18 protein-coding genes are annotated in these 20,291 nt (G+C 71.5%); 8 read left to right on the top strand and 10 right to left on the bottom strand.

The window, feature by feature from the left end:
• Positions 1-3: 3 nt before the first annotated feature.
• Positions 4-270 carry a hypothetical protein gene (locus A6A06_RS34415; protein WP_073766920.1) on the top strand — a complete coding sequence of 89 codons (267 nt, stop codon included), beginning with the start codon at positions 4-6 and terminating at the stop codon, positions 268-270.
• 174 nt (positions 271-444) lie between these two features.
• Complete coding sequence (locus A6A06_RS34410) at positions 445-711, top strand: hypothetical protein (protein ID WP_073766919.1); 267 nt, start codon at positions 445-447, stop codon at positions 709-711.
• A gap of 518 nt (positions 712-1,229) precedes the next feature.
• Here the strand turns inward: A6A06_RS34410 and A6A06_RS34405 are convergent.
• From A6A06_RS34405 to A6A06_RS34380, 6 genes are all read right to left on the bottom strand, one after another.
• On the bottom strand, positions 1,230-1,742 hold the full coding sequence (locus A6A06_RS34405) for a DUF2165 domain-containing protein (RefSeq protein ID WP_073766918.1): 513 nt from the start codon (positions 1,740-1,742) through the stop codon (positions 1,230-1,232).
• A 63-nt stretch (positions 1,743-1,805) separates the two neighbouring features.
• Positions 1,806-3,827: a glycogen debranching protein GlgX gene (gene glgX, locus A6A06_RS34400; RefSeq protein WP_073766917.1), complete on the bottom strand. Its 2,022-nt coding sequence runs from the start codon at positions 3,825-3,827 to the stop codon at positions 1,806-1,808.
• Positions 3,827-5,080, bottom strand: coding sequence for a hypothetical protein (locus tag A6A06_RS34395; RefSeq protein WP_073766916.1), 1,254 nt, complete (start codon positions 5,078-5,080; stop codon positions 3,827-3,829). The genes glgX and A6A06_RS34395 overlap by 1 nt, the downstream gene beginning before the upstream one ends.
• 12 nt (positions 5,081-5,092) lie before the next feature.
• The gene (locus A6A06_RS34390; protein ID WP_073766915.1) at positions 5,093-6,223 is read right to left on the bottom strand and encodes a cupin domain-containing protein; all 1,131 of its coding nucleotides are present in this window, start codon (positions 6,221-6,223) and stop codon (positions 5,093-5,095) included.
• A 1-nt stretch (position 6,224) separates the two neighbouring features.
• Positions 6,225-8,033, bottom strand: coding sequence for a GMC oxidoreductase (locus tag A6A06_RS34385; RefSeq protein WP_073766914.1), 1,809 nt, complete (start codon positions 8,031-8,033; stop codon positions 6,225-6,227).
• 12 nt (positions 8,034-8,045) lie between these two features.
• Complete coding sequence (locus A6A06_RS34380) at positions 8,046-9,119, bottom strand: gluconate 2-dehydrogenase subunit 3 family protein (RefSeq protein ID WP_242441098.1); 1,074 nt, start codon at positions 9,117-9,119, stop codon at positions 8,046-8,048.
• An 89-nt stretch (positions 9,120-9,208) separates the two neighbouring features.
• On the opposite strand from A6A06_RS34380, the gene A6A06_RS34375 reads away from it, so the two are divergent.
• The 3 genes from A6A06_RS34375 (at position 9,209) to A6A06_RS34365 (ending at position 13,758) form a co-directional block, all read left to right on the top strand.
• Positions 9,209-10,228 carry an NADPH:quinone reductase gene (locus A6A06_RS34375; protein ID WP_073766912.1) on the top strand — a complete coding sequence of 340 codons (1,020 nt, stop codon included), beginning with the start codon at positions 9,209-9,211 and terminating at the stop codon, positions 10,226-10,228.
• 141 nt (positions 10,229-10,369) lie between these two features.
• Positions 10,370-11,890, top strand: a complete 1,521-nt coding sequence (locus tag A6A06_RS34370) for an NAD(P)/FAD-dependent oxidoreductase (protein WP_073766911.1) — start codon at positions 10,370-10,372, stop codon at positions 11,888-11,890.
• Positions 11,890-13,758 (top strand): transketolase, encoded by a 1,869-nt coding sequence (locus A6A06_RS34365; RefSeq protein ID WP_073766910.1) that lies wholly within the window; start codon positions 11,890-11,892, stop codon positions 13,756-13,758. The genes A6A06_RS34370 and A6A06_RS34365 overlap by 1 nt, the downstream gene beginning before the upstream one ends.
• Positions 13,759-13,863: 105 nt before the next feature.
• Here A6A06_RS34365 and A6A06_RS34360 read toward each other — a convergent pair whose 3' ends face one another.
• A complete protein-coding gene (locus A6A06_RS34360; protein WP_073766909.1) occupies positions 13,864-14,511 on the bottom strand; it encodes an endonuclease in 648 nt (215 codons plus the stop codon).
• A gap of 232 nt (positions 14,512-14,743) precedes the next feature.
• On the opposite strand from A6A06_RS34360, the gene A6A06_RS34355 reads away from it, so the two are divergent.
• A complete protein-coding gene (locus tag A6A06_RS34355) occupies positions 14,744-15,778 on the top strand; it encodes a phosphatidylinositol-specific phospholipase C domain-containing protein (protein ID WP_073766907.1) in 1,035 nt (344 codons plus the stop codon).
• Positions 15,779-15,798: 20 nt separating this feature from the next.
• Here the strand turns inward: A6A06_RS34355 and A6A06_RS34350 are convergent, their stop codons facing one another.
• Positions 15,799-16,857 (bottom strand): trypsin-like serine peptidase, encoded by a 1,059-nt coding sequence (locus A6A06_RS34350; RefSeq protein WP_199931355.1) that lies wholly within the window; start codon positions 16,855-16,857, stop codon positions 15,799-15,801.
• 262 nt (positions 16,858-17,119) lie between these two features.
• Here A6A06_RS34350 and A6A06_RS34345 point away from each other — a divergent pair, with 262 nt between their 5' ends.
• Positions 17,120-18,088, top strand: coding sequence for an NAD(P)-dependent alcohol dehydrogenase (locus tag A6A06_RS34345; protein ID WP_073766906.1), 969 nt, complete (start codon positions 17,120-17,122; stop codon positions 18,086-18,088).
• Between the two features lie 63 nt (positions 18,089-18,151).
• On the opposite strand, the gene A6A06_RS34340 is transcribed toward A6A06_RS34345, so the two are convergent.
• Both A6A06_RS34340 and A6A06_RS34335 read right to left on the bottom strand, forming a co-directional pair.
• Positions 18,152-19,072, bottom strand: coding sequence for a phosphatidylinositol-specific phospholipase C (locus A6A06_RS34340; RefSeq protein WP_073766904.1), 921 nt, complete (start codon positions 19,070-19,072; stop codon positions 18,152-18,154).
• Between the two features lie 248 nt (positions 19,073-19,320).
• On the bottom strand, positions 19,321-20,079 hold the full coding sequence (locus A6A06_RS34335) for a bestrophin-like domain (protein WP_073766902.1): 759 nt from the start codon (positions 20,077-20,079) through the stop codon (positions 19,321-19,323).
• A 1-nt stretch (position 20,080) separates the two neighbouring features.
• On the opposite strand from A6A06_RS34335, the gene A6A06_RS42385 reads away from it, so the two are divergent.
• A partial coding sequence (locus A6A06_RS42385) for a hypothetical protein (RefSeq protein WP_199931354.1) occupies positions 20,081-20,291 on the top strand: 211 nt, incomplete at its 3' end.

The following is a 20,291-nucleotide window of genomic DNA, read 5'->3' as shown; positions in this document are numbered from 1 at the left end:
AGCATGGATAACATCGACGATATCGAAAGCGTATGCCGCGTCTGTGGCTACGACGACGGTGAGCCTCGCTGGGAGAATGGTTGCCCCAACAACGATATCTGCTCGGCCTGCGGGGCAGAGGCCGGTCTTAATGACTACATTCTCGAAGGCGTACGCGGGCTTCGCGGGTACTGGGTGGGGCAGGGTGCTCCGTGGACCGATCCAACGCGCAAGCCTGAAGGCTGGGACCTGCTGCGGCAGATGGCCAGTATTCCGCCGGAGTGGCGCTGAGTCGAAGCGCGGTGTGAGTGGTGATGGACCGGGCGGGATGAAAACGCGCACTCCGAAGGTCTGAACCCCTGGCAGAAGCCTCGGGCGGGCATCGATCCCTGATCGCTGCCCGCCCGGTGCTCGCGGAATCCAGGCAAGACACTCCGACGTCTCTTGCCGAGCGAAAGGATGTATATGGCAAACAATGGAGAACGTGAGGACGTGTGCCGCGTCTGTGGTTACTCGGATGGCACGGTCTTTCGTGAAGGCGGGCGGCCCACCTCCGCCACCTGCCGATGCTGCGGCGCACAGGCAGGTCTGCAGGACACCGACCTGGAGCAGGTGTGGGAAGTCCGCGGTTACTGGGTGGGTACAGGCGCCGAGTGGCTCGACCCTGAATGCCGTCCCGAAGGCTGGGATTTGCTGCGGCAGGTGGCCGGCATTCCTCCTGGCTGGCGCTGACAACAGTCAGCCGGAGCGATACTCATGGACGGGGAAGAGCCCTCCCGCACAGGTAGAACCGGCCCTGGCGCTGACTGGGGCGAGCCCGAAGCGTTCGCGAAGCAGCACCCGGATCCGATCTAATGCCTCTACGGCGAACTGCAGCCGGGATTCACCGGCAAGGAGAGGCTAGGACACCTGTAGATCGAGTGCGGGCCTGACATGATCCCTCTGCCCAGTGCTTCGGGGTGGTACGTGCGCGAGCGTGTTCCGTAGTTCTCCCGAACGGTCGCCAAGTTGGTCGATGACGGTTATCAGATCACTGAGTGCACGCCTTTTGACCCAGGGGAGGTCTGGCAGCGTGTCGACCGTTCCGGCGTGTTGTTTCGCTTGGAGGATCGGGATCTGCTGAGAATCCACAGCTCAGCCAAGGGTATCTACGATGAAGATCACGGGATCATGAGCCGCTGATCAGGAACACCACACCGCACAGCCCTCTTCCGTACACCATCCGGAAGAGGGCTGCTTTCCTCATGGCGCTATCGTTCGTCTGTGCCCCGCAGTTGGACCACCACCAGTGCCACCCCCGCCAGCATCACATTCCGCGCCGCCGCGTCCAGGCCGTTCCAGCTTTTCGACTGCCACATCGAGAACCACTCGCCGCCGATCGCCATGAACCCCGCGCCGAAGAGCAGCAGGACCATCAGCAGCCCGATGGTGCTGACCCGCCGCGCACCGGCGTGTCCGGCGGGCCCTCGCAGCCCCCGCGCCCACAGTACGGTTCCCGTGACCAGTACCAGCGACGCGGCCGTCTCCCAGATGATGATCAGAACATAGGCAATGTTCTGCAGGGTGCGTGATTCGACGGCCCGCCACATCAGGTCGGGGTCCTTGAAAGTGGTGTCCATGGCCAGGACGTGCTGGACGAAAGCCTGGTTGGTGCCGAAGTCGGTGATGTTGCCGAATGCTACGAGGGTTATGTAGAGCGCGATCGTGCCGGTGAGTACGGTCGCCGCGAGGGGAAGGGACTGCGACGGTCTGGTGGCGGGCATCGCCGGTCTCCCTGGTTTGCTGGCCTGCGGTGGAGTGCTGCTCCGCGCACTCTACGGGCGCTGTCAGCCGGGTGGCAGCGCCGCCGTCGCGACCAGCACCGTGCGCGCGGGCACGGTGCACACGTCTCCGGCCTTGAGCGTGGCGGAGGCCGCCGGAGCGCCGTCCGGCGCGGTGGTGTCCAGTACGACCTCGTACACCGCTCCGGTCCGTCCGGGTACGGCGAAGTCGACCGCGTCTGCGCCGGAGTTGAGGAGGGCGAGGACGTCGGTGTCCGGTGCTGTCGCGCGCTCTCCCGCCAGGAGGAACGCGAGGAAGCGGGTGGCGGGGTCGTCCCAGCGTGCCGGGCTCATCGGGCGGCCGTCGCGGTCGTACCAGGCGATGTCCGGGGGATCGCCGGAACCCGTCAGGAAGGTGGTGCGTTGGAGTACCGGGTGGTCGTGTTGCAGGGCGATCACCCGCCGCACGAAGTCGGTGAGGGGGGTGGGTGCCGACCAGTCGTACCAGCTCGTCGGGTTGTCCTGGCAGTAGGCGTTGTTGTTGCCGCCCTGCGTGCGGCCGAGTTCGTCGCCGCCGTGGAGCATCGTGCAGCCCTGTGAGAGGAGGAGGGTGGCGAGCATGTTGCGGCGCTGGCGTTCGCGTACGGAGATGATGGCCGGGTCCCTGGTGGGGCCTTCGACGCCGTAGTTGGCGGACCGGTTGTCGTCGGTGCCGTCCCGGTTGTTCTCGCCGTTGGCCTCGTTGTGCTTGCGCGCATGGGTCACCAGGTCGGTCAGGGTCATGCCGTCGTGGCAGGTGACGAAGTTGATGGAGGCGTCCGGGCCGCGCCGCTCGGGGGCGTACAGGTCGGAGGAGCCGGCGATCCGGCTCGCCAGGTCGCCGACGGCCGGGCGGCCCCGCCAGAAGTCGCGCACGGTGTTCCGGTAGCGGTCGTTCCACTCGTTCCAGCCCGGCGGGAAGCGGCCCACCTGGTAGCTGTCGGGCGCGCCCACGTCCCAGGGTTCGGCGATGAGTTTGACGCGGCTCACGACCGGGTCCTGGTAGAGCAGGTCGAAGAAGGCGGCGAGGCGGTCGACGTAGCCGTACTGGCGGGCCAGGGTCGCGGCGAGATCGAAGCGGAAGCCGTCCACGTGCATCTCGGTGACCCAGTAGCGCAGCGAGTCCATGATCAGGCGCAGTACTTCGGGGCGGCCCGCGTTGAGGGTGTTGCGGGTGCCGGTGGTGTCGATGTAGCGGGCCGGGTCGGCCGGGTCCAGCCGGTAGTAGATCTCGTTGGCCAGGCCGCGGAAGCACAGGGTGGGGTCGTCGGGCGGGCCTTCGGCGGTGTGGTTGTAGACGACGTCGAGGATCACCTCGATGCCGGTGGCGTGCAGGGCTTTGACCGTCGTCTTGAACTCGGTGATCTGGCCGCCCTCGTGGCCCGCCGAGCTGTACGCGGCGTGTGGCGCGAAGAAGCCGATGGTGGAGTAGCCCCAGTAGTTGGTCAGGCCGCGGTCGAGGAGGAACGGTTCGGGCAGGAACTGCTGTACCGGCATCAGTTCGACGGCCGTCACGCCGAGGCGGTTCAGGTGCCCGGTGACGGCGGGGTGCGCCAGCCCGGCGTACGTGCCACGAAGGGGCGCGGGCACCTCGGGGTGTTGCGCGGTCAGGCCCTTGACGTGCGTCTCGTACAGGAACGTCCGCGACCACGGGTGGCGCGGCGCCCGGTCGTCACCCCAGTCGAACGCCGTGTCGGCGACCAGCGGCAGCAGCGCGCGGGTCCCCGTCGGCTTCAGGGCTTTCGCGTACGGGTCGAGCAGCAGCCGGGACGCGTCGAAGCGCAGGCCGCGCCCGGGGGCGAACGGGCCGTGCGCACGGTAGCCGTAACCCTGGCCCGGCCGCGCGCCCGCCACGTACGTGTGCCAGATGTCGCAGTCCACCGCCATCGGGACCCGCCGCTCGCCGTCCGCACCGAGCAGGCACAGCTCGACGGAGCCGCCGTACGCGCCCGCCGAGGAGTACACGGCGAAGGAGGTGCCGGAGCCGTCCCAGTGGGCGCCGAGACGGTACGGGTCGCCGGGTACGGGGGAGACGCGGGGTGCGGTCATCAGTCGTAGCCGCCGAACATGAAGAGGGACGCCCGCTGGTCGGCGGGGTTCATCAGCCCGTGCAGGTTGCCGCCCTTGAGCAGCGCGAGATGGCCGGCGGGCAGCCGCCGCACCTCGAAGGAGCGCACCCGGCTGCCGGAGTCGGCCCAGTCGCCGATCACCATCAGCCCGTCGCCCTCCAGCATCAGGAAGACCTCCTGGTTGTCGCGGTGCCGGTGCAGGCCGATGCCGCAGGCCGGGTCCAGGACGTGCAGGTCCATGTAGGTGACGGCGAGGAACGGCTCCACGTCCCCGGTGGTGTGCCCCTTGCGGCCGAACGCGTCGAGGTTGTACGGCTCCAGGGCGCGGCGCAGGTCGTCGCCGCCCGCCCAGCGGCCGTACTCGCTGAAGAGGGTGCGGTATTCGAGGAAGCCGACGCCGCCGTGCGGGTTGGCGCTGGTGCCGACGCCGAGGTAGTTGTCCCAGCCGCGGATCTTCATCTCGAAGCCCAGCCGCACCGATCCGGACGGTGGGTCGGCCGAGCCCGCACCGTCGGGACTCGCGGTCCACCGCAGGTCGATGTAGCAGGGCAGCACCGGGTGCATGGCGTGCCGCGGGGCGACCAGCCGCAGGTCCTGGTTGGTCATCTGGTCGCGGTGGAAGTCCTGGCCCAGGCCGGTGACGAGGTCCGGGCGGGGTTGCAGGAGTCCGGAGTCGAGTGCCGTCCGGCCGCGCGGGCCGAGGAGATCGCGGAGGCCGTCGCCGACCCGGCCCCACAGTTCGATCGTGTAGAAGTCGCTCTCCTCGTCGTACGGCACCCGGACCGGCACCGGACGGCTGCCCTGGACGGAGAGCACACAGCCGATGGCGTCGCCGAGCTGGCCCGCCTCGCGCCACAGCGCGGAGTCCGGGCCGCCCCGGTAGGAGAGCTGGAGGAACGGCCCGCGCCAGTCACCGATCTCGGCCCAGCCGCGCACCGCCCGGGTGTCGCCGAGGGTGAAGTCGCGGACGTTCTGCTTCTGGAAGTCGGTCTTGTCGTCCTGCTGCGCCGGGTCCAGCTGGTCCTGGTTGGGCGAGGCGGGCCCGTACAGTTCGAGCGTGCGCAGCGGGAACAGGTGCTGGAGCGAGGCCGGTTCGTACAGTTCGCGCTCGGCGGCGAACCGGGAGCGCTCGACCAGGCCCAGCAGCTTCAGCAGCGGGTTGGCCTCCGCGTAGTCCGGGGGCTTGACCGGGTCGACGCGGAAGACCGAGTCGGTGTGCACGATCTTGGGCATCGCGGGACCGCCTCAGGTGGTGTGGTAGAGGAACGCGACGAACTTCAGCGGCTCGGTCCCGGGGTTGCGGATGCCGTGCACGCCACCGCTCTTGGTGTAGAGCACACTGCCCGGTTTGACCGGCAGCTCACGGCACTTGACCGGGCCGACGCCGAAGACGGGCCGCTCGACCAGCGGGTAATGCGCGGTCGTCGGGTCGTCGCCGTCGCTCAGGTACGCGGTGCCGGTGCCGGAGACGACGTAGTACAGCTCTTCCGAGCCGATGTGCCGGTGGGTGCCCTCCACCGCGCCCGGCGGCACCGTCACCTCGTGGAAGAACACCAGGTCGCTGCCGAGTTCCCGCTGGAACAGCCAGCGCATCTGCACGATGTTGTCGTCCCGGCGCTCCGGATTGCCCTCGTCGGTCATGGCGTTGCGGTAGTTGACCGGCGGGATCTGTGAGGCGTCCGGGATGAAGAAGCCGCGCTGGAAGTCGAGGAGGTAGTTGCTGTCGGCGACGGTGTTGCGGGGGTCGCTGGGCTCCTGGCTGCGCGGTTCCTGGTGGGAGCGGAGGTACGCGTTGTCCCACTGCGGGTTGCCCAGCCGCTGGCCCGTCGGGTACAGCACGCCGTCCTCGCGGAACGCCATCGCTACCTCGGAGACCGAGCCGAGCAGCGGGGACAGCTGCGGCACCCGGGTGATCGGCGCGCCCCGGCCCATCAGCGGCAGCACCCGGTGGTCGTGCGCGGTGCCGTCCGGCGGCTCCAGCGTCTCCCAGATCTCCGCCGCGTACGCGCCGATCACCGGGTCCCAGTGCAGCGTGACGATCGCCTCGGCGGAGTCCGCCGGGTCCTCGCCGGTGACCTTCAGCCACGCCTTCGTACGGGGTCCGAGCCGCCGGCCGAACTCCCTGGCCTGCTCGACGAGGCGGATGCCGGAGTACTCGATGCGCAGCATCGGGCACAGCTTGGTGCCGCCGAGGAAGACGTCGCCCTTGATGGCGGTGCCGTCCGCCGAGCCGCGCACCTCGGCGACGTAGTAGCGGTAGCGGGAGGAGCGGGTGGCGTTGAGGTAGCGGGCGTGGTAGATCCGGTCGGGGTAGAAGACGACGCGGAAGATCTCGTTCTCGGGGTGGGTGTAGACCTCGTCGAAGCGGCTGTCCATGTCACGGCCTCCCGACCCTGTCCAGCAGCACGTCGCCGACGCGGAAGGAGTTCGCCTCGATGGTCAGCGTCGGGTTGGCGCTGCCCGAGGTCGGCATGAACGCCCCGTCGGTGACGTAGAGGTTGTCGAAGTTCCAGGCCCGGCAGTCGGGGTCGAGCACCGAGTCCGCCGCGTCGGCGCCGAACCGGGCGCCGCCCAGCACGTGGTTGGCGATCCGTACCACCGAACCGCCCACCGACCCCGCACTGACGTCGCGGACGTCACCGCCGCGCACCAGGATCTGCCGGCACTGCTCGGCGAGGGCGTCCATCAGCGCCCGGTCGTGCGGGTGCCAGGTCTTGAGGATGTACGCGACCGGGCGGCCCCACTTGTCCTTGACGCGCGGGTGCAGCTCGATGCGGTTCTCCCGCTGCGGCACCTGGTTGGCCATGAACGCCACCGACAGGCGCCGCCCGAAGCTGTCCTCCAGGTAGTCCTCGAAGCCGTTGCCGACGATGCCGGTGTCGTAGAGGTAGCCCTTCCACATGTTGTCCATGTCCATCGCGTGCCAGGTACGGGCGAGGGAGATGGGCAGGGCGCCGTCGGAGGTGTTGTTGTAGATCACGCCGCCCGCCCACAGGCCCTGGGCGCGGAACCACTCGGGACGAGCGCAGTGGTCGGTGGCCCAGTCCGAGTCCAGCGTCTTGGACTTGTCCGAGCGGTCCGGCACGATGCACTGCGCGCCGCCGAAGCAGTGCGTCAGGAAGTAACGCCCCAGCAGGCCGTTGGCGTTGGCGCGCTTGTCGAAGGCCGGGTCGAGCAGCCCGGAGAGCTGGAGCAGCCGTACGGACTCGATCGCCGAGCAGGCCACGACGACGGTGCCGGCGGTGATCGAGCGGGGCCGGCCGCCGGGGTCGCGGTAGTGCACCTTCGTCACGCGCGGGCCGTCCGCCTCCAGGTGGGTGACGGTGCAGTTGGCCCGCAGGTCCAGGCCGCCGCTGCCGTTGACGTCGCGCAGCGGCGCCAGCAGCGACACCCAGGTGTTGGACTTCAGGCCCAGCGGGTCGCCGTAGCGGTTGACGAACGCCGTCTTGATGGTCTCGGCGTCGGCGGGCACCGTACGGCCGCTGGGCGTGTGGTCGCGGGTGATGACGGCGAGCGGTGTGCGGTAGCGGCGCATCCCGAGCGCGTCCATGCCGGCGGCCGCGTACGCGCTGATCGGGTTGGGCTCCAGCGGCGGCTGGTAGCGGTCCTGGGAGGGCACCTTGGCCTGCCCGTCCCAGGTCCCGTTGATGCCGACGAGCTCCTCGGCCCTGGTGTAGTACGGCTCCAGCGCGGCGTAGTCCAGCGGCCAGTCGCGGGCCTCCCGGCGCACGTCGCCGCCCGGGTCGTCGCGCAGGTCGCCGCGTGACGCGTTGAGGGTGGCCAGCCGCAGGTCGTCGGGGGTGAAGCGGGGGGACACACCGCCGTACAACTGGGTACCGCCGCCGACCACTTGGGCCGTGTACCCCTCGATGGTGACCCGGTCCTGGCCGTCGCTGTCGCGGTAGACGTGCGGCTCGTCGTTCAGGTCCGGCTCCACATGGCTGGAGAAGTACGACTCACCGGTGTTGGCCACGCCCTGCACGGTGATGCGCTTCTCCGACCCGGTGGCGAAGCACTCGTCGCGCTTGAAGTCCGACAGGCCGGTGGGGCTCTGCGCCTGGGTGCGCAGCAGCGGTCCCTTCTCCAGGACGACCACCCGGTGGCCGGCCCGTACGAGCGTATGGGTGAGCGGTGCGCCGCCCGCGCCGCTGCCGATGACGACGACTTCGGCGCTCTCCCCGTCCATGCCGTCCTCCACTCAGCCGCGGTAGTCGGTGCTGTGGCCCAGCGGCGACTCCAGCGCCCGCCGCCAGTCGAAGAGCGTGGCGTCCCGTGTGTCCCGGAAGCGGCTCTCCAGGTACATCCAGCCCGCCGCGCCGGAATTCCCGCCGTGCTTCGGGTGGACGAAGGCGCCGGTCATCGCGTGCCGGCGCAGGAGCAGCAGGAAGAACCGCGGACTTCCGTAGCGGGAGTAGTCCCAGCCGTCCACCTTTTCGGTTTCCATCTGCCGGTAGAGATCCGCGTACATCTCCGGAGGCGCGGTCGCCGGATCGAGGCCGCCGAAACGGGACCGCATGATTTCCCCGATGATTTTGAGGCAGGTGTGGTAATCATCGGCGTGGTGCTGTTCCTGGCGGGCGATCAGTTTGTCGATGTAGTTGACCGTGCCCACCTCGTCGTCCAGCTGATAGGCCAGCGGGAATTCCTCGTCCCGGCTCGCCCGGTCCAGCGACTCGTACACGCCGCGGATGAAACGCCGGTTCTCGTCGAGCCGGAAGGGCAGCAGGTGGCACACCAGCCGCCCCAGCAGATCGCGCTCGGTGCGGCTCAGCGACAGCGGCACGGTGCAGGCGTCGGTGAAGAACCGCGACCACGGCTCGCCGTTGTCCAGGACGGTGCGCTGCGGGTTGACCGGGTCGAGCGCGTACACCCCGTCCACCGCGAACTTGTACGTGTGCACCTGCCCTTTCGGTACGCGCACGGTGGTGGCGAAGAAGCCGGTCGGCTCGCCCGCGAACACCAGCGGACGCAGCGGCACCGGCGAGTGCAGCGGCCCGAAGGTACCCAGTACGGCCACCGAGGCAGGGGCGGCGCGGCGGCCGTCGTAGACGAAGGTCACGTCGTTGTACGGGTACGAGGCGGTCGCCGACGACCCGTCCCAGTGCGCGTCGACGACCGGGAAGCGCCACGCCTCGCAGATCGCCGCGCGCTCGTCGCCCGGCGCGTACTGCCCGAAATCATGGCGCGCGTCCCGGCTTTCCCTGGCGAGGTATTTGGTGCAGTGATTCAGAATGTATTGATCGTCTTTCTCGATGACCTCGATCTTCACCACGCACCTCCGGGACGGCTTGAGGTGCCATCGAAAGTATTGCGCGCGGCGGGGGTTGTCCACGCCGTCGGCAGACGCCGTATCGTGCCCGTATGCGCGCCGCTTGGTACGAGAACAGGGGCCCGGCCCGAAAGGTGTTCCAGGTGGGGGAACTGCCCACCCCCGAGCCCGGCCCCGGGGAACTGCGCATCCGGCTGGCGTTCTCCGGGATCAATCCCGGGGACGTGAAGAAACGGCAGGCCTGGCTGGGCGCCGCCGCGCCCGCCTTCCCGCGGACCGTTCCGCACAGCGACGGGGCGGGGGTGGTCGACGCGGTCGGCGACGGGGTGTCCGCCGCCTGGCTCGGCCGCCGCGCCTGGTGCTCGTACGCGCAGAGCTACCGCCCCTACGGGACCGCCGCCCAGTACACGGTCGTCCCCGAGGGCTGCGTCGGCGTCCTGCCGGACAGTGTGAGCGTCGAACAGGGCGCCTGCCTGGGCATCCCCGGCATCACCGCGCACCGCGCGGTGTTCGCGGACGGGCCGGTGGCCGGGCGCACGGTGGTGGTGGCGGGCGCGCTGGGGAGCGTCGGCCGGGCGGCGGCCGTCCTGGCCCGGCGCGGCGGCGCGCAGGTCATCGGCACGGTCAGCCGGCCGGTCCAGCTCGCCGCGCTCCGGGAACTGGGCGTGGACCGGGCGGTGTGTCCCGGCGGGCCCACGGAAAGCGGCGAGGGCCCGGACGGCTCCGAGGCCGTCGACGCGGTGCTGGCGCTGACCGGCGGCCGCGGCGCCGACCGCGTCATCGAGGTCGCCCTCGACGCCAACGCCGCCCTCGACGCGCGCCTGCTCGCCCCCGGCGGCACCATCGCCGCCTACGCCACCCGCGAGCCCGCCCCCGCCCTGCCCTTCTGGCCGCTGGCCTTCAAGAACGCGACCGTGCGGCTGCTGGGCTACGACGACTTCCCCCGGGAAGCGGTACGCCTGGCCCTGCCCGACATCACCGCGGCGGCCGCCGCGTCCGCGCTGCGGTACCCCGTCGCGGCCGTCCACCCCCTCGAAGCCGTCGCCGAAGCACACGAAGCCGTCGAACACCCGACGACGCCGGGCCGGGTGCTGCTCGCCCTGCCGGACTGAGCGGCCCACGGACGGCCCCTGCGCCGGGTGGCCGAACGGCGTCCGGGTCCGGCGCGGCTGGGCCGGACGGCGTACATACCCGCGGGGAATGCGGGCACCCGGGCCGATCAGGGCAGGACCCCGAGGTGAGAGGAGACGCAGATGGTGGCGGAGAGCCGTGCCGGGAGGCGGCCGCGCGTGGTGATCGTGGGGGCCGGGTTCGCCGGGTACGAGTGCGCCCGCACGCTCGCGAAGACGTCCCGTGGCGCCGCCGAAATCGTGCTGGTCAACCCCAACGACTACTTCCTCTACCTGCCGTTGCTCCCCGAGGTCTCCGCCGGAATCCTGGAACCCCGCCGGGTGTCGGTGTCCCTGACCGGCACGCTGCCGGACGTCCGGCTGGTCCTCGGCCAGGTCGGCGGCGTCGACCTCGACGGCCGCCGGGTGGAGTACACCGACCCGGAGGGCCGTACCGGATCGCTCGGCTACGACCGCCTCGTGCTGACCGTCGGCAGTGTGAACAAGCTGCTGCCCATCCCGGGCGTCGCCGAGCACGCGCACGGCTTCCGCGGAATGCCCGAGGCCCTGTACCTGCGGGACCACATGACCCGCCAGATCGAGCTGGCGGGCGCCGCCGAGGACCCGGCCGAGCGGGCCGCCCGCATGACCTTCGTCGTGGTCGGCGCCGGTTACACCGGAACGGAAGTCGCCGCACACGGGGTTACGTTCACCGAGTCACTGGCCCGCCGCAATGCCGGGCTGCGCGGCGAGCCGCGGCCGCGCTGGATCCTGCTGGACCTCGCCGACCGGGTCCTGCCCGAACTGGACCACCGGCTGTCGCGCACCGCGCACCGGGTACTGGGCAAACGCGGCGTCGAGATCCGCACCAAGACCTCCGTCAAGGAGGCCACCTCCGGCGGGGTGCTCCTGGACGACGGCACGACCGTCGACACCCGGTCGCTCATCTGGTGCGTCGGTGTACGGCCGGACCCCCTGGTCGAGGCGCTGGGGCTGCCCACCGAACGCGGCCGGCTGTGCGTGGACGAATTCCTCGCCGTACCCGGCCACCCCGAGGTGCTCGCCTGCGGCGACGCCGCCGCCGTACCGGACCTGACCAGGCCGGGCGAGACGACACCGATGACCGCCCAGCACGCGCAGCGCCAGGGCAAGGTCGCCGCCCACAACGTCGCCGCCTCCTACGGGAAGGGCGAACCGCGCGCCTACAAGCACCACGACCTGGGCTTCATGGTCGACCTCGGCGGGGTGCAGGCCGCCGCCAACCCGCTGCACGTCCCGCTGTCCGGCCCCGTCGCCAACGCCGTGACCCGCGGCTACCACCTGATGGCGATGCCCGGCAACCGGGTCAGGGTCGCCGCCGACTGGCTGCTGGACGCGGCACTGCCGCGCCAGGGCGTCCAGCTGGGCCTGGTGCGCTCCTGGTCGGTACCGCTGGACACGGCGGCACCCGAACTGCCCCGGATACCGGCGGACGGACACGGCGGGGAGCCGGCGCGGGGGAAACCGGCGAAGGGGAAACCGGCGCGGCAGACGGCACCGGGCGGAGCGGGGGAATCGGGGGGACCGGGGGAATCGGGGGGACCGGGGGAGAAGACCGGCCCGAAGGACCGGCCCGAGGCGGCCGGAAAGAAACCCGACGGGCCCCGAAAAGCGGAAGGAACCTGATGACCACGCAGAACGCCCCGGATGCCGACACCCGGTACGACCGGCTGCGCGAGCTGGCACAGCAGCTGCGCGTCGACTCCGTACGGGCCGCCGACGCCGCCGGCTCCGGCCACCCGACCTCCTCGATGTCCGCCGCCGACCTGGGCGCGGTCCTGCTCGACGAGCACCTGCGCTACGACTTCGCCGACCCCGAGAACCCCGGAAACGACCACCTGGTCTTCTCCAAGGGACACGCCTCGCCCCTGGTGTACGCCATGGGCAAGGCGGCCGGGGCCCTCACCGACGAGCAGCTGCTGACCTTCCGCAAGAACGGCAGCCTGCTGGAGGGACACCCCACCCCGCGCATCCCCTGGGTGGACGTGGCCACCGGCTCGCTGGGCCAGGGCCTGCCGATCGGCGTCGGCCTCGCGCTGGCGGGCCGCGACCTGGACCGCGTCCCGTACCGCGTGTGGGTGGTGTGCGGCGACAGCGAGATGGCCGAGGGCTCGATGTGGGAGGCGTTCGAACACGCCGGGTACGAGCGGCTCGCGAACCTCACCGCGATCATCGACGTCAACCGGCTCGGCCAGCGCGGAGCCACCCGCCACGGCTGGGACCTGGACGCCTACGCACGCCGCATCCAGAGCTTCGACTGGCACACCATCGAGGTGGACGGCCACGACGTGGCGGCCGTGGACCGCGCGTACGCCGAGGCGGCCGCCACCACCGACCGGCCCACCGCGATCATCGCGAAGACCCGCAAGGGCCAGGGCGCGCGTGAGGTGGCCGACCAGGAAGGCAAGCACGGCAAGCCGCTCAAGGACGCCGCAGAGGCAATCAAGGAGCTGGGCGGCCTCCGTGACCTGCACGTGGACGTGCACCGGCCGCACGACGCCGCACCGCGCCCGCGGACCGGCGGCGGCGCGCCCGAGCTGCCGGACTACAAGGTCGGCGACGCGGTCGCCACCCGCAACGCCTTCGGCGAGGCGCTCGCCGCGCTCGGCGCGGCCCGCGGCGACGTGGTCGCCCTGGACGGCGAGGTCGGCGACTCCACCCGCGCCCAGATGTTCGGCGACGCCCACCCGGACCGGTACTTCCAGTGCTACATCGCCGAGCAGCAGATGGTGGCCGCCGCGGTCGGCATGCAGGTACGCGGCTGGGTGCCGTACGCCACCACCTTCGCCGCCTTCCTCAGCCGCGCCTACGACTTCGTCCGGATGGCCGCCGTCAGCCGGGCCGACCTCAACCTCGTCGGGTCGCACGCGGGCGTCGCCATCGGCGAGGACGGCCCCTCGCAGATGGGCCTGGAGGACCTGGCCGCGTTCCGCGCGGTGCACGGCAGCACCGTCCTGTACCCGTGCGACGCCAACCAGGCGGCCCGCCTGACCGCCGCCATGGCCGACGCCACGGGCATCCGCTACCTGCGGACCAGCCGGGGCGACAGCCCGGTCATCTACGGCCCGGCGGAGGAGTTCCCGATCGGCGGCAGCAAGACGCTGCGGTCCACTCCCGAGGACCGCGTCACCATCGTGGCCGCCGGGGTGACCGTCCACGAGGCGCTGAGCGCCGCCGACACCCTGGCCGGCGAGGGCGTGGCCGCCCGCGTCATCGACCTGTACTCCCTCAAGCCGGTGGACCTGCCCACGCTGCGGGAGGCCGCCGAGGTCACCGGCCGGCTCATCACTGTGGAGGACCACCACCCCGAGGGCGGCCTCGGCGACGCGGTGCTCGACGCCTTCACCGACGGCCGCCCGGTGCCGCGCCTGGCCCGGCTCGCGGTCCGCACCATGCCCGGGTCGGCGCCCCCCGAGGAGCAGCTGCGGGCCGCGGGCATCGACGCCCAGGCCATCGCGGCCACGGCCAGGGGGCTGCTCACGTCGACACCGTGAGCGCCCGCGGTCCGGCGGCCCCGGCCCTTCGAGAGGGGCGGGGCCGCCGGGCACTGTCCCTTCGAGAAGGCCGGGGCCTCCGGACGCTGCCCCTTTCCCCGCCGCTCACTTCGCCTTACGGATTTCCTCCGCGCCCTTCTTGTCGAGCGCCGCACGCACCAGCGCCGCCGCCAGCACGGCAGGTTCCGTCTTCTTCCCGGCGGCCTTGAGGAGCGCGTCGGGCGAGGTCGGCAGCCCGGCGCGCTCCGCGCCCTGCAGCGCCTTGGCGTCCAGGTGCGGTTCCAGTTCCGGCCACACGGCCTGGGCCTCCCGGAGGAAGATGTCGACACCGGCGGGCCCGAGGCCGGGAACCTCGCGCAGCAGCTTGCGCAGCCGGTCCGTGTCCCCGTCCGCCGCGTCCCGCAGCCGGCGCAGGTCGCCGCCGTACGAGTCGAGCAACAGCTCCGCGCCGTCCCCCAGTTGGGTCGCGGTGCGCTCGTCGTAGCGGCGGTATCCGCCCTCGCCGAGGGCATCCACCCGCTGCTGCCAGGTCGCTTCCCTCATGCGCCGCGCCGACCGCAGCCCCGCCTTGGACAGCGCGCCGCTCGCCGCCACCGCGATGTCGGCCTGGATGCGGGCACTGAGCAGACAGGAGAGGACCAGCAGCTGGTACAGCGGCTGCGGTGTGTCCTTCAGGCGGATACCGGCCTCGTCGGCGTAGGTCCGGCCGTAGGTGTCGAGGAGGGTCCGTACCCGGGCGCGGTCACTGCTCATGGCCGCCCCCGGGACGTCGTGTCGTGCAGAGGTGTGTCCACGGTGTCCACGATGCCGTACATCTTCTCCCTGTCCTGGTTTGCTCGTCCGGCGCGGCGTTTCCCGGCCCGCGTACCCACCCGGCCGCCGGACCATCCGTCAACTCCCGTACGCTGCTCCTTCGACCGGAGGGGCTGGTGATTCCGGAGCCACAGGGGGCTGCCGGGGGGCCAGTGGAGTGAAAGCGGGGGCCATGAGCAGAACACGGTGTGCGGGAACGGCGGCGGTCGCTGCGGCGGTGGTGCTGGCCGTGGGGACCCCGGCCGGAGCGGCACAGCCCGCAGGGTCGTACGGCGCCACCACGTCCGTCGGCGTCCACAACGCCTACGAGAAGACCAAGTACCCGTACCTCGCCGACGCGTTGGATTCCGGCGCGGGCCTCGTCGAACTGGACGTGTGGACCAACGCGCTGGGCAAGTCCTGGCGGGTCTCGCACAGCAACCCGTTCGGCAACAACAGCAACTGCGTGAACGCCGCCACCGCGGGCGAGCTGCGCACCAAGAAGCGCGACCAGGACCTCGGCGGCTGCCTCGCCGACATGAAGGCGTGGCACGACGCCCACCCCGGCCACCGGCCCGTCATGGTCAAGGTCGAGATGAAGGACGGCTTCAACGACAAGGGCGGCCGCGGCCCGGCCGCCTTCGACGCACTGGTCCGCTCCCGGCTGGGCGACGCCGTGTACGGGCCCGGAGACCTGGCCGCCGGGCACCGCGACCTCGACGAGGCCGTACGGGCGGACGGCTGGCCCACCCGCTCCGCGCTGAACGGCAAGTTCCTCTTCGAGCTCATACCGGGCACGGTCGAGGAGAAGAACCCCCTCGACGACCTGTGGACCGACCGCGAGTACGCCATCCACCTGAAGAACCTCGCCGCCCAGGGCAAGCTCGCGCAGTCCACCGCCTTCCCGGCGGTGCACGGCGCGGCCGCGGGCGACCCGCGCACCCGGTACGCCGACCCGGCGCTGCGCCCCTGGTTCGTGGTCTTCGACGGCGACGCCGCGACGTACCTGAAGGACGGCGTCGACACCGCCTGGTACGACAGCCGCCACTACCTCCTGATCATGACCGACGCGCACAAGGTGCCCCCGGTCATCGACGGCACCAAGCCCACCGAGGCCGAGGCGCGCGCCCGGGTGAACCAGCTCGCCGCCGCCCACGGCAGCATCGCGACCGCCGACTGGTACCCGCTGCCGCAGATCCTGAAGACCGTGGTGCCGCGCGGCGCGTAGGGCTTGCAGGCCGCGCCGCCTCAGGCCCGTTCCCCGGCGGCGCGGTGGTAGAGGGCGGCGGTGTCCGGACCGAACCAGCTGCTGTACGAGGTCTCGTCGTCACCGCCGTCGTCCAGGCCGCCGATGACGCCGGTCACCGTACCGAGGCCGGTGTCCGGGTCGATGCCGGTGAGCATCGGGCCGCCGCTGGTGCCGTTGGGGAAGCCGGCGCAGTCGAAGCGCAGCTGGCCGGGCACGAGGGTGGTGGTGTTCCGGCAGCTGACGGGCGTCTCACGGTCGTCGGGGTAACCGACGGTCAGGGTCGGCAGGCCGCCGGGCGGGGAGAAACGAATCCGCTCGGCGCCGGTCAGCTCCTCGACGCGCCGCTCGCCGGACCCGGTGCCGTGCGGACGGCGCACCCGCACGAACGCCACGTCGTGCTCGTCGTCGCGGCCGTCGGCCCAGCGCGGGTCGATGTCGATACGGGACGGCACCCAGACGCCGTACGGCAGAACGCCGTCGTGGTATCCGGGCGCGAAGACCAGGTTCGTGCGGAAGCCGCCGTCGTAGACGCAGTGCGCCGCGGTGACGACCAGGTCGCCTGCCGCGGAGTGCACCACGCTCGCGGTGCAGTGATGGTCGGCGTCGCCGTCGCCGCCGGGCGAGAAGAGCGGACCGACGGCGGGGGAGACGGCTGCCGGGGTGGCCTGGAGGGGGCGGGAGACGGGGAGGCCGGGCGGTTTCCGCTTCTGTGCCGGGTCTGCTGCCGGATCCGCTGCCGCTGCCGCCGGCGGGTCCGCTGCCGCGCGGGTGGTGGCGCGGGTGGTGGCGCGCGGCGGTCCGGGTTGTTCGGTGTACGGCCCGGAGAGCAGCGCGTCGGCTGCCGCGTCACCGTCGGCCGCTCCCTGCGCGTACGAGCCCGTGACCGGGTCACCGGCCGCCAGGAACCCGCCGTGCGCGAAGGCCCGTACGGCCAGGACCGTGCCGGCGCAGGTCAGGGTGAGCGCCGCGCAGAGGCCGAGGGCGGCGGTCCGGCGGCGCTTGTGCGCCCCGCCCGGGGACGGGGGCCGTGGGGCGCGGCCGCGCCCGGTCGTACTCACCAGCAGATCATACGGTTCCGGGACGGGACTCCTTCCGCCCGGACCCGGGCCCGGAACCCGGGGCCGGAGCCCTCCGGCCGCTCGGACGCCGGGGTGTTGTCCGGTAGGGCGTCCGCCGTAGGAAAACTCATGGCGCCCGGCCCCGGGACCGTACTCAGGAATGTGGCCAGACGTCTGATGCCTCGGGATGCTCGAAGCAAACGGGGTGCTCGGCGCAGCCCGGGTTGTCCGGTGTCGGAAACCGCAAAGAGGGGCCACGGCCATGAAGGCGATCGTTCAGGACGCGTACGGGTCGGAGGATCTCCTGGAGCTGCGTGACATCGACCGTCCCGTACCGCGCGACGACGAGGTGCTCGTGGAGGTCCGTGCCGCCGGTGTGGGGCCCGAAGTGTGGCACCTGATGACAGGGAAGCCGTACGTGGCCCGGGTCGCCCTCGGACTCCGCAAGCCCAGGAACCCCGTCCGGGGCTGGGACGGGGCCGGGCGGGTCGAGGCGGTCGGGGCGAAGGTGACCGGCTTCGAGCCGGGGGACGAGGTGTTCGGCAACTGCGAGGGATCCTTCGCCGAGTACGCGCGTGCCAAGGCCGACAGGGTGGTGCCCAAGCCCGCCAACCTCACGTTCGAGCAGGCCGCCGCCCTCCCCGTCTCCGGCATGACCGCCCTCCAGGCCCTCAGCGGCACGTCCCGCCCCCGGCCCGGTCAGCGGGTCCTGGTCATCGGCGCGTCCGGCGGCGTGGGAACGTACGCCGTCCAGCTCGCCACGATGTACGGCGCCGAGGTCACCGGCGTCTGCGGCCCGGCCGGCGCGGACCTCGTCCGGTCCCTGGGCGCCGCCCACGTCATCGACTACACGCGCGAGGACATCACCGGCAGCCCGCACCGCCATGACGTCATCGTCGACAACGCGGGACTCCGGCCGCTGCCCGTACTCCGCCGGGCCCTCACACCACGCGGCACCCTCGTCATCGTCGGCGGCGAGGGCGGCAGCGGCTTCCTCGGCGGTATGAGCCGTGGCCTCCGGGCCGTCCTCCTCTCTCCCCTCATCGCCCAGAACCTCCGCAACCTCGTCTCCCTCGCCCGCCGCGAGGACCTCCTGACCCTGAAGGACCTCGCCGAGAAGGACCGGATCACCCCGGTCATCGACCGCACCTACCCCCTCGCCGAGGCGCCAGCGGCCATCCACCACCTGCGGCAGGGCCACCCCCGGGGCAAGCTCGTCGTCACCATCTGACGGCTGCCCACCCCAGTGGCCGCCCGCAGGGCCGTCCGCCGCGACGTCGTCGCATCCGCGTGCTCACCCGCCTGTGTTGTGCCGGATCAGCGTCTCGGCCAGGCCCACTTCGTTGGGAAAGTCCATCGGAACGATGCCCAGCCCGGTCCAGCCGCGCGCTTCCGCACCGTTCAGAAAACTCTTCACCTGCGGATTGAGCCGGTCCGCGTTGGAGCGGGGCGGCAACAGGGCCGCGGTGCTGACGTAGTTGACGAACAGCTTGCCGGGTTCCTTGGCGGCCTTGCGGAACTGCCCCTCGACCAGCGGGTACTTGCGCAGCGGCTCGGCCATGTAGTCGTCCTGGACGTCGAAGACACGCGGATCGGCATACCGCACGCCCGGCAGCCCGTCGGAGTCGGCCAGCAGCACGACCTTCCCCCGGGCCTGACCGAGGGTAGGCAGCGCACCGTCCAGCCGGAACAGCGAACGCCAGCCCTTGCCGTCCAGATAGATGTCGAAGATCCGCCGGAACTCCGCCGCGCTCTCCTCGGAGTACTCCTGCTTGACGCGCATCAGCACGGTCTCCGACGGATGCGCCCGCAGGAACGCCCGGCACGCCACCAGCACGTCGCCGAACATCAGCTGCTGGTAGAACGCGCCGTGGTGGATCGCGAACACCGAGTCGACGGCCCGGCAGCGTACGTCCAGGAAGCGGATACCGCTGTCCAACTGCTGCGCGACGGTGGTGTTCTGGCAGGCGACCCAGGGGCCGCCGTACCGCGCCCCGGAGTCGTGCGTGCCCGGGACGGAGAGCCGCTGCATCGCCGTACCGTCCGGGAGGGCCGACATCCAGTCCTGTACGGCGACGGACCGCCGGGCCCGCGTGGCCACGCCACCGACGGGCGCGGCACGCCCCGCCGCGGCGGACTGCCCGCTTCCGGCCCCCGCCAGCACCCCCGCGGCCGACACCGCTGCTGTTCCCTTAAGGAAACCCCGCCGGTCCATGCGCCCACCCCGGTCTCTCCGCCGCTCTGCCGCCCCTGTGCGAACAGGTGATCGCAGCATCGAAGCACAGGGAGGGCACGCTGAACAGGCTGCGGAGTGAACGGCCGGGGGCGGCCGTAACCGCACTCCGTTGGGTGGGTGTTGGATGCCCCGCCGTATGGACGTCCCGCCGGGTTCGGCGCCTGTGCCATGACTTCGGGCGCCCGGCCAGGGGCATGGCACAGGCGCTCACGTCCCGTACGGGGGCCTCACAACCCCGGGAAGAGGTCCGTGAACGGATCGGCCGAGGTCGAGATGCCCCGGCTGAACGGCGCGTCGAAGTCCCATACGAGGAAGAGCAGGAAGGCGATCAGGGCACTGAAGAGACCGGCCATCAGCAGCTCGCGGCCCGACCGGCGGATCTGCAGCGTGAAGATCAGCCCGATGGTGATCACGGCACCGGTGATCAGCCCGAACCAGACCACCGGCGGCAGGGTCGGTTCGATGCTGTCCGCCCGCGCGTTGCGGGCGGCGTCCGCCGCGGCGACCTGGTCGAGCAGGGGCTGGTAGGACTGCGCCTCGTAGTCGTCGCGCGGCCGGTAGTCGGTCACGTCGGCCCGTACCTTGTCCAGCAGTTCACTGCCCCGCTCGGTGACCTGCCCCTGCTCGGCCATGACCGGCCACTCCTTGTGGACGACGTGGGAGACATAGGCGTCGACATCCGCGCGGATGCGCTCCCGGGTGGCCTCCGGGTAGACCCGGACCCGCTCGCTGACCTCGTGCAGGGCCTGTGCCTCGCTCCGTACGGTGTCCTCGGAGCCGCCGCGGGCCTCCCAGACGCCGGCGATGGCCAGGCCGAGGACGATCGCGTACACCACCCCCACCATCATCGTCATGTACTCGATGACATCGGGTGTTTCGGACGGGTCGTCGTCCTCGCCGATGCGGCGATGTTTGAGGACCGTGATGCTCAGGACGACGGCGCAGACGGCCGCCATCGCGATGGTCAGTACCAGCCATTCCGACAAGGTGGCCTCCTACGAGGAACGGCGCCCGGACGAGCCGGACGAACGGGGACGCAGCGCGGCGGCCGCCAGCACGGCGGGCGCGGTGATCAGCAGCATGGTGGTGACGACCGAACGACTGCTGCGCTGCTTGCGGGCCGACGGCGCGTACGCGCGGGGCATCACGACCGACGGGCTCGCCGTCGGCGTGGGACGCGGTGACGGCGGGCGGCTGG

Source organism: Streptomyces sp. CB02923 (assembly GCF_001905005.1).
Classification (GTDB): Bacteria; Actinomycetota; Actinomycetes; order Streptomycetales; family Streptomycetaceae; genus Streptomyces.
This window is presented reverse-complemented; position numbering and strand designations above follow the sequence as displayed.

Excerpts from the sequence above, each read along its gene's own strand:
- A6A06_RS34415 (WP_073766920.1), top strand. The coding sequence starts at position 4 with ATGGATAACATCGACGATATCGAAAGCGTATGCCGCGTCTGTGGCTAC.
- A6A06_RS34410 (WP_073766919.1), top strand. The coding sequence starts at position 445 with ATGGCAAACAATGGAGAACGTGAGGACGTGTGCCGCGTCTGTGGTTAC.
- A6A06_RS34405 (WP_073766918.1), bottom strand. The coding sequence starts at position 1,742 with ATGCCCGCCACCAGACCGTCGCAGTCCCTTCCCCTCGCGGCGACCGTA.
- glgX (WP_073766917.1), bottom strand. The coding sequence starts at position 3,827 with ATGACCGCACCCCGCGTCTCCCCCGTACCCGGCGACCCGTACCGTCTC.
- A6A06_RS34395 (WP_073766916.1), bottom strand. The coding sequence starts at position 5,080 with ATGCCCAAGATCGTGCACACCGACTCGGTCTTCCGCGTCGACCCGGTC.
- A6A06_RS34390 (WP_073766915.1), bottom strand. The coding sequence starts at position 6,223 with ATGGACAGCCGCTTCGACGAGGTCTACACCCACCCCGAGAACGAGATC.
- A6A06_RS34385 (WP_073766914.1), bottom strand. The coding sequence starts at position 8,033 with ATGGACGGGGAGAGCGCCGAAGTCGTCGTCATCGGCAGCGGCGCGGGC.
- A6A06_RS34375 (WP_073766912.1), top strand. The coding sequence starts at position 9,209 with ATGCGCGCCGCTTGGTACGAGAACAGGGGCCCGGCCCGAAAGGTGTTC.
- A6A06_RS34370 (WP_073766911.1), top strand. The coding sequence starts at position 10,370 with ATGGTGGCGGAGAGCCGTGCCGGGAGGCGGCCGCGCGTGGTGATCGTG.
- A6A06_RS34365 (WP_073766910.1), top strand. The coding sequence starts at position 11,890 with ATGACCACGCAGAACGCCCCGGATGCCGACACCCGGTACGACCGGCTG.
- A6A06_RS34360 (WP_073766909.1), bottom strand. The coding sequence starts at position 14,511 with ATGAGCAGTGACCGCGCCCGGGTACGGACCCTCCTCGACACCTACGGC.
- A6A06_RS34355 (WP_073766907.1), top strand. The coding sequence starts at position 14,744 with ATGAGCAGAACACGGTGTGCGGGAACGGCGGCGGTCGCTGCGGCGGTG.
- A6A06_RS34345 (WP_073766906.1), top strand. The coding sequence starts at position 17,120 with ATGAAGGCGATCGTTCAGGACGCGTACGGGTCGGAGGATCTCCTGGAG.
- A6A06_RS34340 (WP_073766904.1), bottom strand. The coding sequence starts at position 19,072 with ATGGACCGGCGGGGTTTCCTTAAGGGAACAGCAGCGGTGTCGGCCGCG.